This is a genomic window from Proteus sp. NMG38-2 (assembly GCF_020640995.1).
Lineage (GTDB): Bacteria > Pseudomonadota > Gammaproteobacteria > Enterobacterales > Enterobacteriaceae > Proteus.
In genome coordinates this window covers 4,309,809-4,324,218 of sequence record NZ_CP085481.1, presented here as the reverse complement: position 1 = coordinate 4,324,218, position 14,410 = coordinate 4,309,809, and the positions used below count along the sequence as shown (strand labels likewise).

The 14,410-nt window shown below is 38.4% G+C and carries 13 protein-coding genes; 4 read left to right on the top strand and 9 right to left on the bottom strand.

Annotation, left to right across the window (positions count from 1 at the left end; genetic code table 11):
* Positions 1 to 4: 4 nt before the first annotated feature.
* The 8 genes from dam to LG402_RS20115 all read right to left on the bottom strand — a co-directional run bounded on the left by dam (position 5) and on the right by LG402_RS20115 (position 7,276).
* The gene (gene dam, locus LG402_RS20150) at positions 5 to 820 is read right to left on the bottom strand and encodes an adenine-specific DNA-methyltransferase (protein WP_166540435.1); all 816 of its coding nucleotides are present in this window, start codon (positions 818 to 820) and stop codon (positions 5 to 7) included.
* A gap of 82 nt (positions 821 to 902) precedes the next feature.
* Positions 903 to 1,844 carry an SPOR domain-containing protein gene (locus LG402_RS20145; protein WP_166540436.1) on the bottom strand — a complete coding sequence of 314 codons (942 nt, stop codon included), beginning with the start codon at positions 1,842 to 1,844 and terminating at the stop codon, positions 903 to 905.
* 170 nt (positions 1,845 to 2,014) lie between these two features.
* On the bottom strand, positions 2,015 to 3,109 hold the full coding sequence (gene aroB / locus LG402_RS20140; RefSeq protein ID WP_166540437.1) for a 3-dehydroquinate synthase: 1,095 nt from the start codon (positions 3,107 to 3,109) through the stop codon (positions 2,015 to 2,017).
* A gap of 50 nt (positions 3,110 to 3,159) precedes the next feature.
* Positions 3,160 to 3,681 carry a shikimate kinase AroK gene (gene aroK / locus LG402_RS20135; protein ID WP_036914409.1) on the bottom strand — a complete coding sequence of 174 codons (522 nt, stop codon included), beginning with the start codon at positions 3,679 to 3,681 and terminating at the stop codon, positions 3,160 to 3,162.
* 580 nt (positions 3,682 to 4,261) lie between these two features.
* Positions 4,262 to 5,368: a type IV pilus secretin PilQ gene (gene pilQ / locus LG402_RS20130; protein ID WP_227336204.1), complete on the bottom strand. Its 1,107-nt coding sequence runs from the start codon at positions 5,366 to 5,368 to the stop codon at positions 4,262 to 4,264.
* Positions 5,365 to 5,895, bottom strand: a complete 531-nt coding sequence (locus LG402_RS20125) for a hypothetical protein (protein WP_227336203.1) — start codon at positions 5,893 to 5,895, stop codon at positions 5,365 to 5,367. Before LG402_RS20125 ends, pilQ begins: the two co-directional genes overlap by 4 nt.
* Positions 5,892 to 6,464, bottom strand: a complete 573-nt coding sequence (locus LG402_RS20120; RefSeq protein ID WP_227336202.1) for a fimbrial assembly protein — start codon at positions 6,462 to 6,464, stop codon at positions 5,892 to 5,894. The genes LG402_RS20125 and LG402_RS20120 overlap by 4 nt, the downstream gene beginning before the upstream one ends.
* Positions 6,452 to 7,276, bottom strand: a complete 825-nt coding sequence (locus LG402_RS20115) for a hypothetical protein (RefSeq protein WP_109409943.1) — start codon at positions 7,274 to 7,276, stop codon at positions 6,452 to 6,454. Before LG402_RS20115 ends, LG402_RS20120 begins: the two co-directional genes overlap by 13 nt.
* 115 nt (positions 7,277 to 7,391) lie before the next feature.
* On the opposite strand from LG402_RS20115, the gene mrcA reads away from it, so the two are divergent.
* On the top strand, positions 7,392 to 9,929 hold the full coding sequence (mrcA, locus tag LG402_RS20110; RefSeq protein WP_227336201.1) for a peptidoglycan glycosyltransferase/peptidoglycan DD-transpeptidase MrcA: 2,538 nt from the start codon (positions 7,392 to 7,394) through the stop codon (positions 9,927 to 9,929).
* Positions 9,930 to 9,975: 46 nt separating this feature from the next.
* Here mrcA and nudE read toward each other — a convergent pair whose 3' ends face one another.
* Complete coding sequence (nudE, locus tag LG402_RS20105; RefSeq protein ID WP_166540443.1) at positions 9,976 to 10,524, bottom strand: ADP compounds hydrolase NudE; 549 nt, start codon at positions 10,522 to 10,524, stop codon at positions 9,976 to 9,978.
* Between the two features lie 353 nt (positions 10,525 to 10,877).
* Here nudE and umoB point away from each other — a divergent pair, with 353 nt between their 5' ends.
* The 3 genes from umoB (at position 10,878) to hslO (ending at position 14,383) form a co-directional block, all read left to right on the top strand.
* The gene (gene umoB / locus LG402_RS20100; RefSeq protein WP_109409946.1) at positions 10,878 to 12,986 is read left to right on the top strand and encodes a flagellar biogenesis regulator UmoB; all 2,109 of its coding nucleotides are present in this window, start codon (positions 10,878 to 10,880) and stop codon (positions 12,984 to 12,986) included.
* A 72-nt stretch (positions 12,987 to 13,058) separates the two neighbouring features.
* A complete protein-coding gene (gene hslR / locus LG402_RS20095) occupies positions 13,059 to 13,472 on the top strand; it encodes a ribosome-associated heat shock protein Hsp15 (RefSeq protein WP_109409947.1) in 414 nt (137 codons plus the stop codon).
* Positions 13,473 to 13,498: 26 nt separating this feature from the next.
* Positions 13,499 to 14,383, top strand: coding sequence for an Hsp33 family molecular chaperone HslO (gene hslO / locus LG402_RS20090; protein WP_227336200.1), 885 nt, complete (start codon positions 13,499 to 13,501; stop codon positions 14,381 to 14,383).
* Positions 14,384 to 14,410: the final 27 nt, after the last annotated feature.

The window sequence follows — 14,410 nt, the reverse complement described above, 5'->3', positions numbered from 1 at the left end:
ACGATTATTTATATAAGGCAAGTAATTCGTTCACTTTGCTACGACCAAGTGTGTTGCTACTGATTGTTCTTCTGACTTTCACACTGTGTAGCTCTTTTGCGTCTACATACCACTCTTTTGTTAACGCAGTCTCATGATTTGATATTAACACGGGTATCTGTCTCTCGTAAGCCAGCATTGAGGCAAGTTGAGCCAGATGTTCCTGCTCTTGAAAACTAAAGCTATTTGTATGGTATGACGTGAAATTTGCAGTTGGTGATAATGGCGCATAAGGCGGATCACAATAAATGACGGCACCTTTTTCTGCATTTGTCATGGTTGATGAATAGCTTTGGCAAACAAATTTAGCTTTTTGCGCTTTTTCAGAAAACCAAATTAACTCTGTTTCAGGAAAATAAGGTTTTTTGTAACGGCCAAAAGGGACGTTATATTCACCTTTGGAATTATAACGACATAACCCATTGTAGCAATGACGGTTAAGATAGAGAAATAGAACACTACGCTGATAAGGATCAGTTGAGCGATTAAACTCTTGTCGTAGTTGATAAAATTCCTCTGCGATATTCATTTGAGGGGTAAATAACAAGCGAGCATCCTTCATAAATTTTTCAGGATGTCGCTTTACCGTATTATAGAGATGAATTAGATCACTATTTATGTCGGCAAGAATATATGAATCGTATTCTGTATTTAAAAAAACAGAACCAGCACCCATAAAAGGTTCAATTAAACAGTTACCTTCAGGCAGATGACGTTTAATGTCATCTACCAAAGGATACTTACCACCAGCCCATTTTAGGAATGCGCGCTTTTTTTTCATGCCGTCCAAATTTCTCAATCGTTTCAGAGTCGCCGATTGTACTCTGTTTCAGACAGCATATCAGCGGTGAACCTCGTCTTAATTATTTTTTTAGATCCTGATGAACATGTTTCATCGGTCTAACCCAAGGTTGTTTCGCTTGTACCGGTGCAGGTAATGAAGAAACAGCCTGTTTAGCTTCGCTTATATTACGATAGTTACCATAGATGAGTACATACCAAGGGTTACCATTACGCTGAGTTTTATAGATAGCGTAGTTTCCATTGAGGTTCTTTTTAGCGAAAGCTTCTAAGGTATCTTGGCGACTTGCACCACTTAATTGCAATGTATAATTTGAAGCTGGAATAGAACTTAAATTGCCAGCAGATAATGAGCCTGAAACAACCGGTTTAGTAGCGGGTTTAGATTGTGTTGTTGCTGGAGGTGTTACCGGCTTTGTTGGCGGTGTTTTTACTTCAGCAGGTTTTTGTACTGGTTGCACTGGCTTGGTTGCTGGTGGCTGTGTCGCTGGCTGTACTGGTTTTGGTTGTTGTGAATTTAATTGCTGCTGTTGACCAGTCACTTGGTTTATACCTGCTTGTTGTTGATTTAAAGAATCAACAATATCACCAGGGATCTCAACACGTTGACCTTGTGAATCAATCATAGGTGGTAAATTTTGTGAAGGGGGTGTCACTGATTGGATTTCTTGTCCAGAAATAGCTTGAGGTGTTGATGGCTGACCATTTTCTGTAGGTGTAACGGATGACGGTTGTTGAGACAGATCGATATTTCTTTCTGTTCCAGTTGGTGACGTAGGTTCAGTTGTTTCTGGTGATTTTAATGCAGAGCTGATTGCAATAATTAACAGAATAAGCACTAGGACACCTACACCAATCATCATCTGTTGACGGGATACAGAGAAGCGTGCATTTTTTAATGGGTTGCTACGAGGTCGGTTGGTTCGACGTTCAGGTCTATCCGATGTATCAGGTTTGAGTGAATTATCACCCTTAATTTCATTATCAGGTTTGAACTCGTCCATTATGCCCTCCGTCAGAGCGTCAAAAAGCGAAAAATATTCTATTCAGCCTTAGCCATTACCTCATAGTATAAGGATGAAACGCTTTTTCTGAAACGTTGCATTTGACAATATTAACCAGAATTATCCTTAAGTAGGCATTCTGGTTTACTTCTAGTCAGGTAATGGGGAGCTTAATTTGCATTAATGCAAGATGTTATCGCTTTGTGGACTTGTTCGCGAGAAATATCCGCACGTAATTCAGATTGACCGATGCCTTTTGGTAAAACGAGGTGCAGTTTGCCACCAGAAACCTTTTTATCTCTCATCATATGAGGTAAATAGTCATCAGGTGTCATTTCTACAGGGCCATTGACGGGGAGATTTGCTTTCTCAAGTAATTGAATAACACGTTGTGTTTCTTCTTCGGTAAATTGACCAAGGGCTTGAGAGGTTCTTGCCGCCATTACCATACCTGCTGCAACCGCTTCACCATGCAACCAAACACCATATCCCATATGAGCTTCAATAGCGTGCCCATAAGTATGGCCTAGATTGAGTAATGCACGTAAGCCACTGGTTTCTTTTTCATCTGCGGCGACAACTTCAGCTTTTAGCTCACAGCAACGACGGATGCAAAAAGCCATAGCTTTAGGGTCAAGCGCCAAAAGTTTATCAATATTATTTTCAAGCCAGATAAAGAAGTCTTTATCTAAAATGATGCCATATTTTATAACTTCAGCTAAACCAGATGAAAGTTCACGAGGTGGTAATGTGGCAAGGCAATCGAGATCAATGATGACAGAAGCTGGTTGGTAAAAAGCACCAATCATATTCTTGCCAAGAGGGTGATTAACTGCTGTTTTTCCGCCAACAGATGAATCAACTTGTGATAACAACGTAGTAGGAACTTGGATAAAGCGAACACCACGTTGGTAACTAGCTGCCGCAAAACCAGTTAGATCACCAATAACACCTCCGCCTAATGCGATAAGTGTCGTATCTCGATTGTGATTTTTTTCTAATAATGCAGTAAAGACATCGTTCATGATTTCAAGCGATTTATATTGTTCGCCATCAGGTAAAATCACGCTATCAACCAAAACACCTTGTTTTTTTAAGGTGTTTGTTACCTTTTCTAAATAGAGAGGAGCAAGCGTTACATTCGTAACTATCATAACTTGCTGCCCTGATTTTAATGGTAAAAAGGTATCAGGTTGATGAAAAAGGCCAGAAGCAATGGTAATGGGATAGCTTCTTTCACCTAATGTGACAGTGATTTTTTCCATAACAGTGGCCTTCTTCTTATTGTCTTTACTTAACCTTATAAATAGTTGAATTAGTTTTGTTCTAATAATTCAATTATTTGATTGGCTACAATTTTTGCACTCTGATCATCAGTATGAATTGTGATGTCAGCAATCTCTTCATAAAGAGGATTACGTTCTTCAGCTAATGTCTCTAGGACATCACGCACAGGTTCAACACCTTGCAATAAAGGACGTTTTTTATCACGTTGGGTACGAGCGAGTTGCTTTTCAATGTTTGTTTCTAAATAAACAACCACACCACGTGCAGATAGTCTGTTACGGGTTTCTCGCGATTTCACCGAACCGCCACCTGTAGCAAGTACAATGCCTTGCTTTTCAGTGAGTTCGTTGATTATTTTCTCTTCTCGTTGACGGAAGCCTTCTTCGCCTTCTACATCAAATACCCAACCTACATCCGCACCTGTACGCCGCTCAATTTCCTGATCGGAATCATAAAACTCCATACTAAGTTGTTGAGCTAACTGACGACCAATAGTGCTTTTGCCGGCACCCATAGGCCCAACCAGAAAGATATTACGTTTCTCTGCCATGTTTTTGGTATTACTAAGATATTCGTTAATGATAACCCGCCCCGCCAAATTCATTCAGCGACGGGACCTAAACTGAAATTTATGAGTGTTTATCTAATTCACACCTGATAACATTTGTTATCTACTCTCATAATAAGACTGAGTTCTTTCAGTAGATCGCTATAAAATAACCACATGCTGTTGCAAACAACAACATAGGATAAAAATCCCTTTGCCTACAGTACATAACAAAAACTACTAAAAAAAGTAATCATCTTTGTTGGCAACGCGAAGATTCTAACACAATTTAGTCGGAAAACCGCATCTGATAATATTGTCTTTTTCGTCATCAAGCGATCAATATTACATATAAAAAGCCCTACCTCCAAGAATAGAGGAAGTGCATAAAATGTATCCGTATTATCATTGTGATGTTTCAGGTCCACTCAAATTAGCTAACCCTTGTAAGCTAAATCGTCCTCATCGTCAAATCTATAAATACTGATTATAAGAAAAAACAATGAATAACTCTCAGTTTAATCCTAGTAATAAATGGGTAACTCTTTGTATTTTGATGAAAAAATTTTTATCACATAAAAAGTTAGATTAATTTGGGTGTAATAAAAATAACCAATTCATGGCGACTGTGCTGATCTCTTTTATGGCTAAAAAGTACCCCTAATAATGGGATAGATGATAATAAAGGGATTTTTGCTGTATGCTCTTGCTGCTTTTGTTGAAATATTCCTCCTAACATAATGGTTTCTCCATCATTAATCGTGACTTCTGTACTGATCTCTTGCTTGTCGATAGAAAGGTGTTCACTACCACCTTGAACAAGGGCGATACCAGGTGTGTTTTGACTGATTTTAAGTATTAACCTTATTTTTTTATTTCTCTGAATAATTGGGGTGACTTCCATCCCTAATACAGCCTCCTTAAATTGAACACGAGTGGTTTCATTATCTCGGCTGACATAGGGAATTTCCGTTCCTTGTTTTATTGAGGCCGTTTTCTCATGAGCCGCTGTTAGTCTTGGACTTGCAATAATTGATAGCTGTTTTTCTTGTTCTAATGCACTTAACTCAAGTTCTAATAGGCGACCATTAATCCTAGCGATATTAAAGGCAATATAGTGAAGTGGGTTTTTGGTATTTTGATGAAGTGATAATGCAGACAGTGAAGGTATTGATAAAGCAGAGTTAGGAGATGTCGGCGTAGTATTAGGTATTGTTGATATTGCTTCAGTATTTGTAGTTTTTAATGCTTGCAAGCCCCATTGGGTACCTAATTCATTTAACGCTTCTTGACTGCTGCTGACGATATGCGCCGTGATATGAACTTGTTGTTGTGGAGTATCTTTTAATTTTAGCCAATCTGCGATTTCAGAAAGTGCTTTGTCATTATCGACAATTGAAAGACTATTAGAGTCACTATCAGCAATAACCCGGCCTTGTTTACTCAATAATGGGATTGCATAAGTGCTAAGTTGCTTCGCTAATGTATCTGCATCAGCATAATTTAACGGATAAAGTCGATGGTGTAATTGTTCAGTTTGCTGTGTGTCTGTCCATGGTTCTTCAGTGGGTGTTGGTAGTGTCTTTTCATGATTAATGACATCAGGAACGTCAGGGAAGAATGGATCTCTCAAGTGAGCAAAAACACAAGTTGTCATGCATAGCATCATAAAGAAAACCAATATTTTCATGATATGCCACCTTGTTCTAATGAGAGTCCTTTTAGTGCCATCAATGTGATTTGAACAGAAAGTAACTCTGTTTTTATTGGAATAATATTGAGCGAGATAAGTAATAATCCGGTTTGATTAAGGTGTTCGAGTAAAGTTAATAAGCGAGTATAAGACAAATTAAAAGTGAGCTTATATAACGAATTAGGGGCGTTTTCCCAAGTTTCAGGGATGAAATGATAAGTAATAAGTAGGTGTTGTAGTTGCTCAGGGGTTGATGGATTATTTAATGAAATATGATAATCAGCTTGTTGTGCAATAAGTGATTCAAGTGATGGTGGCGTCTCTAATATCTTTTGATAATGATGAATACGAGAGAGCCTTTGGGTTGTTTCCACTTGTTGTTGAGTTATTTCTTGCTGATAACCAGTATAAATAAAGAAGTAGTAAAGTAGAAAAATAGTAAAAGGGATTGTTAAGCTCAGTAATGTTATTTGCCACATTGCGAGAGAAACTACAAATTGTAACCATTGCACATTTATCTTCATGGTACTTCCTCGACATCTTTTTTATTCCACGGTTCGTCGATTTCCCATTTTCCTGTTAAATGCACTTCAGTATAGGACGGGGAGATTTTGCTTTGTTGTAAATAATCCAATGATAGGGTGGCAAGAATGGGATGGTGTTTAAAATGGGTTATAAAAGAGAGCGATTGTGTTTTGGGTAAAATAAGATCCAAAGAGTGGCGATTATCAGTATCAGAATAATGACTTATCCATACAGAAGCAGGGAGATAAGCTTCAATAGCCTGAAAAAAACGTATGTAATGTAAATAACGTAACCAATTTTTATAATAAAGCGAATAGCGCTGAGAGTATAAGTTGGTTTGTTTTTTCTGTTGTTGATAAATGTTGAATTGTTCGAACAAATCCTGTTCTTGTTGCTGTATTTGAATGTGTAATGCTGAGGTGGTATCTCGCTTTTGCACTAAGTGATAGGTGTAATAACCGCAAATTATCAGTGTGATAGTGATAAAAGCTAATGTTTGATAACCCCATATTGCGATTTTTTTTCTAAATAAATTGTGGCGCCAAGGTAGATAATTTACTTGATACATGATTTCTCCCAAGGGCGTAATGCTAAACCAAGAGCGATCAAAGAAAGTGTATTTTCTCTTGTGTTTGGTTGAAATAAATAATGGGAAAAGTCAGGCCAAAGAGGCATTGAATGGCTAAAATGTGTCGCATTATCGCCAGCAAAATAGCACTGTTCTTTAGACCAATTGTATTTCTCTATTAACTGATAAATAGCGGTTTGTTGTTCTTGCTGGTCTTGATAAGGAAGCGTGCCGTAATGGGGCATTTCATCATCAGATGAAACCCAAAATAGCGAGTTGTTTTTACAGTAAATAAGTTTGTTTTTAGGTGAGATATTAAGGTAAGTGGCTAAATAGCGTAGTGCACACGCGGGCAAATCTATCGCAGAGAGTGTTAAGTTTATTTGGGAAAATAAGGTTATGTACTTATCTAATACGATCTTATGACACAAATGAATAGCGAGTTTGCCGTTATTTTGCCGATAGTCAAAATTAACAGGGTTTTTTGTATTTTGTGTGTAAGATGTGGCTCGTAATTGTGCTAACCGATAACATGCTGCCGATGTAAGGGAAATAAGCGGTGGTAGTGGGATAGTCTGATAGCTTTCATAAATATCGGGTAATGAGAGAGTAATATTGTTAATAAAAGGGAGATCCTTGCGCCAGTTTATTAAGATATTTCTTAATTTTGTATCATCTGCATCGTCATTGAGAGGTAAAGGGAATTGCCAAAATGCGCTGATCTTCCATTGTTTATTCTGCTGAAATACCAAAACAGCATTGATATGATGAGTGTTAATTTCAATACCAATCTGGTAATTGTGTGTTTCCATAAATGATATCCATATCTATTGATGAGTAATTGCCTATTTTCAAAGAGGCGTTACCTTTATACTACGCACTGTTTGTTTATAAACCGCCCAATTCACACTACATGGGAAATTTAAGGTGAAGTTCTTAAAATATTTTTTCATCTTCGTTTTTGCTTGCATAATTTTGGGAGCAGCCTCGATATACGGTATGTATAAGTATGTTGAGCCTCAGTTACCCGATGTCGCGACATTAAAAGATGTTCGTTTACAAACCCCTATGCAGGTTTTGAGTGCAGACGGAGAATTAATCGCGCAATACGGTGAAAAACGTCGTTTACCGCTAACACTAGAGGAAATGCCTCCTCAATTAATTAATGCTTTTATCGCAACCGAAGATACCCGTTTTCGTGAGCATCACGGTATCGACCCCATTGGGATCTCGCGTGCGGTAGTTGTCGCATTAACATCAGGACAAGCTTCTCAAGGTGCAAGTACCATTACGCAACAGTTAGCACGAAATTTCTTTTTAACACCTGAGAAGAAATTAATGCGAAAAGTTAAAGAAGCCTTTTTGGCTATTCGCATTGAAAAAGAGTTAACCAAAGATGAAATTTTAGCGCTGTATTTAAATAAAATTTATCTGGGTAACCGTGCTTATGGTGTGGGGGCTGCGGCTTATGTTTACTTTGGTAAAAGTGTGCATGATCTTAGCCTTAATGAAATGGCAGTCATTGCTGGTTTGCCTAAAGCACCTTCTACACTAAATCCACTCTATTCTTACGATCGTGCCTTAAAACGCCGTAATGTTGTTTTACTGCGTATGTATGAAGAGAATTACATCACTCGTGCACAATATGAAAGTGCTAGAGCTGAGCCTATTGTGGCGAAATATCATGCACCTCAAATTGATTTTTCCGCCCCATACCTCACTGAAATGGTGAGAATGGAGATGTATGAGCGCTATGGTGAAAATGCTTATACTGATGGCTATAAAATTTACACTACTGTTATTCGTAAAGATCAATTAGCAGCAGAAAAAGCCTTACGCGACAATGTGATTGATTATGATATGCGCCATGGCTATCGCGGTGCTCAAGAAGTTCTTTGGAGTGAAGGGCAAACGCCTTGGGATAATGATGCGATCAGTAAGAAATTAAAAGAAATTCAAACTTATGGGCCATTGATTCCAGCCGTTGTGTTATCTGCAGATGCTAAAGAAGCGAAAGTGGTTTTAAAGAATGGCGATAACATTACCTTAGATTTAAAAGCAGTTCGTTGGGCTCGTAAGTTTATTTCAGATACTGCTCAAGGTGCGACACCAACAAAAGTTGATGCAGTAGTTAATGTTGGTGAGCAAATCTGGGTTCGTCAAAATAATGATAACAATTGGGTATTAGCGCAGCTTCCAGGTGTTAATGCAGCATTTGTTGCATTGAATCCTCTAAATGGTGGGATTATTGCCCTTGTCGGGGGATTTGATTTTGAAATCAGTAAATTTAATCGTGTTTCGCAATCATTACGCCAAGTAGGTTCGAATATTAAACCTTTCTTGTATGCTGCCGCATTAGATAAAGGCTTAACTTTGTCTACCTTACTTAATGACTTACCTATTAGTCGTTGGGATGCGGGGGCTGGTACTGATTGGCGACCTAAAAATTCACCACCAACTTACGCAGGTCCTATCCGTTTACGTCAAGGATTAGGTCAATCTAAAAACGTGGTGATGGTACGTGCAATGCGCGCAATGGGTGTGGATTATGCTGCTGATTATCTCTTACGTTTTGGTTTCCCTAATCAAAATATCGATAGAACAGAATCTTTAGCATTAGGATCACCATCATTTACACCAATGCAAATGGTACGTGGTTTTGCTGTAATGGCGAATGGTGGATATTTAATTGAACCTTACTATATCCAACGTATTGAAAATGCAGAAGGTGAAGTGCTGTTTACTGCAGAGCCAAAAGTAGCATGTCCAGACTGTACAGATATACCGGTTATTTACGGCGACACCATGCGTTCTATCGCTCTATCTGATGACTATTATATGGAAAACGTTGCTCAATCTAATAAATCACAGCCTGTGGATGCAGCTCCTGAAATTGAATTAGAACAAGCTCCGTTAGCAGAGACTGTTAAAGAAAGCCCTTACGCACCACACGTTATCAGCACACCACTGGCTTACTTAATGCATGATGCATTAAGAACAAACCTTGTGGGTGAGCCCGGATGGTCTGGTACAGGTTGGCGAGCCGTTCGTGATCTAAAACGCCAAGATATTGGTGGTAAAACAGGAACAACCAACAGTTCTAAAGATGCATGGTTCTCGGGTTATGGTGCGAATATTGTTGGTACCGCTTGGATTGGCTTTGATGATAGTAGCCGTAACTTAGGACGTACCGCGGCCAGTGGTGGTGAAGCAGGTGCTAAAACAGCGCAACCTATTTGGAATGACTTTATGAAAGTCGCACTTGATGGTGTGCCTGTGAATATGATGCCAGCACCAAAAGGTGTTGTTGCTGTTCAAATAGATAGAAGAACGGGCAAACTCGCCGGTGATGGTCCTTCAATGAAAGAGTATTTTATTGAGGGTACACAACCTACAGAAAGAGCAAAAAGCGAAGTGGGAACACAGATTTTTGAGGATAATGGCGAATCTAACGAATTATTCTAATTAATCGATAAAAACCGGATGTAAAAATCCGGTTTTTATTATCTATTTATTTACTCAGTAAATAGCGCTGCGCGAGAAAGAGGGCACTGACACTACGTGCTTCAGTAAAATCGGGATGATCCAGTAAGTCCATCATTTTAGCGATAGGCCAACGTACTTGAATTAGTGGTTCAGGTTCATCGCCTTCCAGTTGTTCAGGGTAAAGATCATGGGCAATGACGATATTCATTTTGCTGGAAAAATAAGAAGGAGCCATAGAAAGCTTTGCTATTTCTGTTAAAGAGTGGGCACCATAACCAATTTCTTCTTTGAGTTCTCGGTTTGCTGCTTGTAAAGCATTTTCGCCAGGATCAATGGCGCCTTTAGGAAAACCGAAGTCATAATTTTCGATACCGACAGCGTATTCACGAATAAGGATAAGGTTGTCATCAATGATCGGAACAATCATAACGGCTTCACGGTTCGCCGGTTTCATGCGTTCATAAATGCGTTTTTCCCCGTTACTGAACTCCAGATTAACGGATTGGATCTGAAATAATCGAGAACGGGCGATGTTATCAATGTTTAATATATTGGGTTTTTTAAGTTCTTTCATAACAGCCCCTGGCAGAATAGAGATTAACCTGAATTTAACACATTAATGACAAAATAAATCTAACAATTAGATTTAGCTTTTAAGTGAAAATTGAGTACACTCCGCTACTAAACCTAGTTATTTATTGATTTTTTGAGAATATTATTATTTATTGATCCGCTATTTTACCTGAAGATAGCGTTGTTAGTGGATATAAAATTGATAAGATAAATAAATTATAACGCGCCGACAAAAATATAATCTATTGTATTTAAATAAAAAATAGAACAAAAGAATAGGAATTGCCTTATGTTAGGCAGGGTTTTAAATTTGGTATTGTTACTACGCAGCATCAGTATAAGCATGGGGAAAAAATGAGATTATCAGTCATTATATTGGCTATCTTGATGATAAGCCTATTTATAATGGCCGCCTTTCTATTCTTTAAAAGAAGGCGGCTTGATGACTCACATCATCTCCCATCTCTTGCCAAACCAACGTATCGTAAGCTCACTTCAGATGACTATGGGCTTATTAGTGATTATTTATCTTATTTTGGTACGTCTGATTTTTCTTCTGGATATTCATTACAAAACTTCCCCGAAATGCCAATTAAAGGCGAAGTCGTTACGACATTAAGAAATATCGTTAACCGTTTTGCTGGCTCATCGGAAGGGTTAAATCATTGGCGTTACTATATTGATGCTGTAGAAATTCATATTCCCCCGCTGCTTGTTCCTTATCTTCAACAAGAAAATGTCCTCGATGTTGTGTGTACGCCATCTATTCCCATCGTAATTGGTGTTAATGGACATTTTTTAAAAGATGAAAAAATTCATTTTTCTGCGCTGAGTTTAAAGCAACTTTCTGAACCTATCTTGGCAAATGGTTCATCCACGATCCAAAAGAATGAAGGTGATGCTGCTCACCTCCTGCAAATTAGAGAAGAGACTAACGAAGAATACCGATTACATAACTCATCTGGCTTTTGGGATGGTTCTTTTGTTTGTATAGGGCTTACATTATGGTTAACGGCCCTAATGATGCCTCAGGTTTTTCTTCCTTGGATCTTAGCGATAGGAAGCTCATTTCTTGCCATCGGTATTTTCCTTATTCACAATCCTTTGATTAAACCTCGTAAGCAAGAAGTCCATTGTTTTAAAGGACGTTTAAAACGCTGGGGGCTTTTCGGCAATTTTGATCATGGGCAGGTGAAAAATGTTTCTTTAGGGGGTATTGATCTTATTTATCCACCTCATTGGGAGCCTTATATTCAAGGTGATATTGATAAAGTCACCTATTTAGAAATGTATCCTAGTCATCATGTTATAAAGCAAGGAAGTTATCTTTCATTACATGACGAAGAAAAAAATTATCCTTATAAACGGTACATTAAAAATATTATTTTCGTTTTTTGGAGCTTATTTATTATTGGCATGTTGTATCTTTATCAGCCACTTTCTCTTTCAATGAAACTCAGTTTTTCATGGCTTAAAGATACAGAACCTCATTTAGTCACTAATTTTACCGAATTGGAAACAACCGATTTGCATGTTGGAGATATTATTCAGGCGAAAGGGGTGGGTATGTGTTATATGCCACCTAATCTATCAAGTAAGAATAATAAAACCATTTTTGCACCTTTTGATTGTTCGGGCATTTACTGGAATAACAGCAATCCAATGCCAATGCCTGAGTCGAGCACAATCGAAAAAGCAGCTGCTTTATTACATATGGTTGAAGAGCAGCTTCATCCCGTTTCTAATAACCGAGTTAACCCAAGTTTAGGTCAAGCCATTACTAAATCAGGAATGAATCTTTTAGATAATTTCGATGGTATTGTGTTGAAAACACAGGATTTATGCCCACGAGAAAATGAATGCATCCGCTTGAAAATGGCGTTAGTTAACTTGAGTAACGTTAATGACTGGAGTGCATTAGTTCAACGTGCTGAGAGTGGTAAACTAACAGGCACCAATGTTTTATTACGTGCAGTAAGTGCGGAGGCCTTGGAAAAGCTTATCGACACCACCACATCTTCTTTTATCTATCGAGAAATAGATAAAGCCGCAATACTGTTAAATAGTCCGCCACCAGGTGGCGTGCTATTAATCAGTGATGAAAGAAAACAGCTCGTTGATTACGCGTCAAACTCAAACTCAGTGTTTGAACCCACGCCGTTAGAACAGTGGCGGGAGTTACAACGTTTATCCGATATTTTATTGCATACCCCTTTTGATACGGGTGGAGTAATAACAGGCATGGTTGTTGATGCTAATGGTACGTTACAGATATTTTTACATAGCCTACCTGATTCAATGACAATGTTATATTACATCGGTAATACGTTATTATTGTTTCTTGCTATCGGGTTCTTAGTATTGAACCTCTTTCTTATCATCCGGCGTCGGCGACAAAACAACCAACGCATGAATAAAATCAGTCTCTATTATGAGCACTGTTTTTATCGCCCTCCTCAGTAAGTCCCTTGTTGTGGAAGGCTATGTGTTTTCACTATCGCCTTCATAAAAGAAGTTGAAGTTAAGGAGAAAGGGATGAGTCAACCATCACCAGAAAGTGGTGTCCGCTTAGATAAATGGCTCTGGGCTGCGCGTTTTTATAAAACGCGTGCCATTGCTCGCACAATGATTGAAGGTGGCAAAGTTCATTACAATGGTGTGAGAGGCAAGCCAAGTAAAATCGTTGAAGAAGGCGCAGAAATACGTCTACGACAAGGTAATGATGAACGGACAGTAACCATTCTAATGGTGAGTTCACAGCGACAAGGTGCTACACAAGCACAAACACTCTATTGTGAAACACCAGAGAGTATTGCGAAAAGAGAAAAAATTGCTCTTGCGAGAAAAATGAATGCGTTAACAATGCCTCATCCTGAACGTCGCCCTGATAAAAAGGAAAGACGCACCTTACTTCGCTTCAAACAGACAAATTTACAAGAATCGGATTAACCGATTCCCTGAAATGAGAGAACGTTATGTCTAAAAAAGACTCTTTATCACGTTTTTTATTTGAAAAAAACGCGGTACGTGGTGAATTGGTCAATGTGACTGAAACCTATCAATCAATGCTTGAAAATCACCATTATCCTGAGCCAGTTCAATGTCTTCTAGGTGATTTGCTGGTGGCAACGAGTTTGTTAACAGCAACGCTTAAATTTGAAGGAGATATTACTGTTCAAATACAAGGCGATGGCCCAGTACGATTGGCTGTTATCAATGGTAATAACAATCAACAAATGCGCGGTGTTGCGCGTGTGGATGATGATGTAAAGGCTGGAAGTACATTAAAAGAGATGATCGGGAATGGTTTTATGGTCATCACAGTAACACCAGAGAAAGGTGAACGTTATCAAGGTATTGTTGCCCTTGATGGTGAAACTATTGAAGCTTGTATTGATAACTATTTTAAGCAATCAGAACAGTTACCAACTCGCGTATTTATTCGTAGTGGTATGCAAGCGGGTAAGCCTGCGGCTGCAGGAATGTTATTACAAGTATTACCAGCATCAGAAGAGTTCACGGCAGAACATACGGCGGAACATTTTGAATTACTTACACAATTAACTCACACCATTAAGGCTGAAGAGTTATTTACGCTGGATACTAAAGAGATCTTACATCGTTTATATCACGAAGAAGATGTTACTCTTTATGAGCCTCAAGCTGTTGAATTTCATTGTACTTGTTCGCGTGAACGCTGTGAAAATACATTAGTAACATTGTCTAAAGAAGATGTGAACCACCTGTTGCAAGAACAGGGCAATATCGATATGGAATGTGAGTATTGTGGAACTCATTATATCTTTACAGAGAATGATGTTAATAATATCAATAAGTTAAATGAATCAGAATTGCACTGATTCGATTTAGCAAGGTGACTTTATCAA

Bases quoted from the DNA above. Each gene is read 5' to 3' on its own strand.
- hslO (WP_227336200.1), top strand. From the start codon at position 13,499: ATGTCTAAAAAAGACTCTTTATCACGTTTTTTATTTGAAAAAAACGCG.
- nudE (WP_166540443.1), bottom strand. From the start codon at position 10,524: ATGAAAGAACTTAAAAAACCCAATATATTAAACATTGATAACATCGCC.
- pilQ (WP_227336204.1), bottom strand. From the start codon at position 5,368: ATGAAAATATTGGTTTTCTTTATGATGCTATGCATGACAACTTGTGTT.
- umoB (WP_109409946.1), top strand. From the start codon at position 10,878: ATGAGATTATCAGTCATTATATTGGCTATCTTGATGATAAGCCTATTT.
- aroK (WP_036914409.1), bottom strand. From the start codon at position 3,681: ATGGCAGAGAAACGTAATATCTTTCTGGTTGGGCCTATGGGTGCCGGC.
- LG402_RS20125 (WP_227336203.1), bottom strand. From the start codon at position 5,895: ATGAAGATAAATGTGCAATGGTTACAATTTGTAGTTTCTCTCGCAATG.
- LG402_RS20145 (WP_166540436.1), bottom strand. From the start codon at position 1,844: ATGGACGAGTTCAAACCTGATAATGAAATTAAGGGTGATAATTCACTC.
- dam (WP_166540435.1), bottom strand. From the start codon at position 820: ATGAAAAAAAAGCGCGCATTCCTAAAATGGGCTGGTGGTAAGTATCCT.
- hslR (WP_109409947.1), top strand. From the start codon at position 13,059: ATGAGTCAACCATCACCAGAAAGTGGTGTCCGCTTAGATAAATGGCTC.
- LG402_RS20120 (WP_227336202.1), bottom strand. From the start codon at position 6,464: ATGTATCAAGTAAATTATCTACCTTGGCGCCACAATTTATTTAGAAAA.
- aroB (WP_166540437.1), bottom strand. From the start codon at position 3,109: ATGGAAAAAATCACTGTCACATTAGGTGAAAGAAGCTATCCCATTACC.
- LG402_RS20115 (WP_109409943.1), bottom strand. From the start codon at position 7,276: ATGGAAACACACAATTACCAGATTGGTATTGAAATTAACACTCATCAT.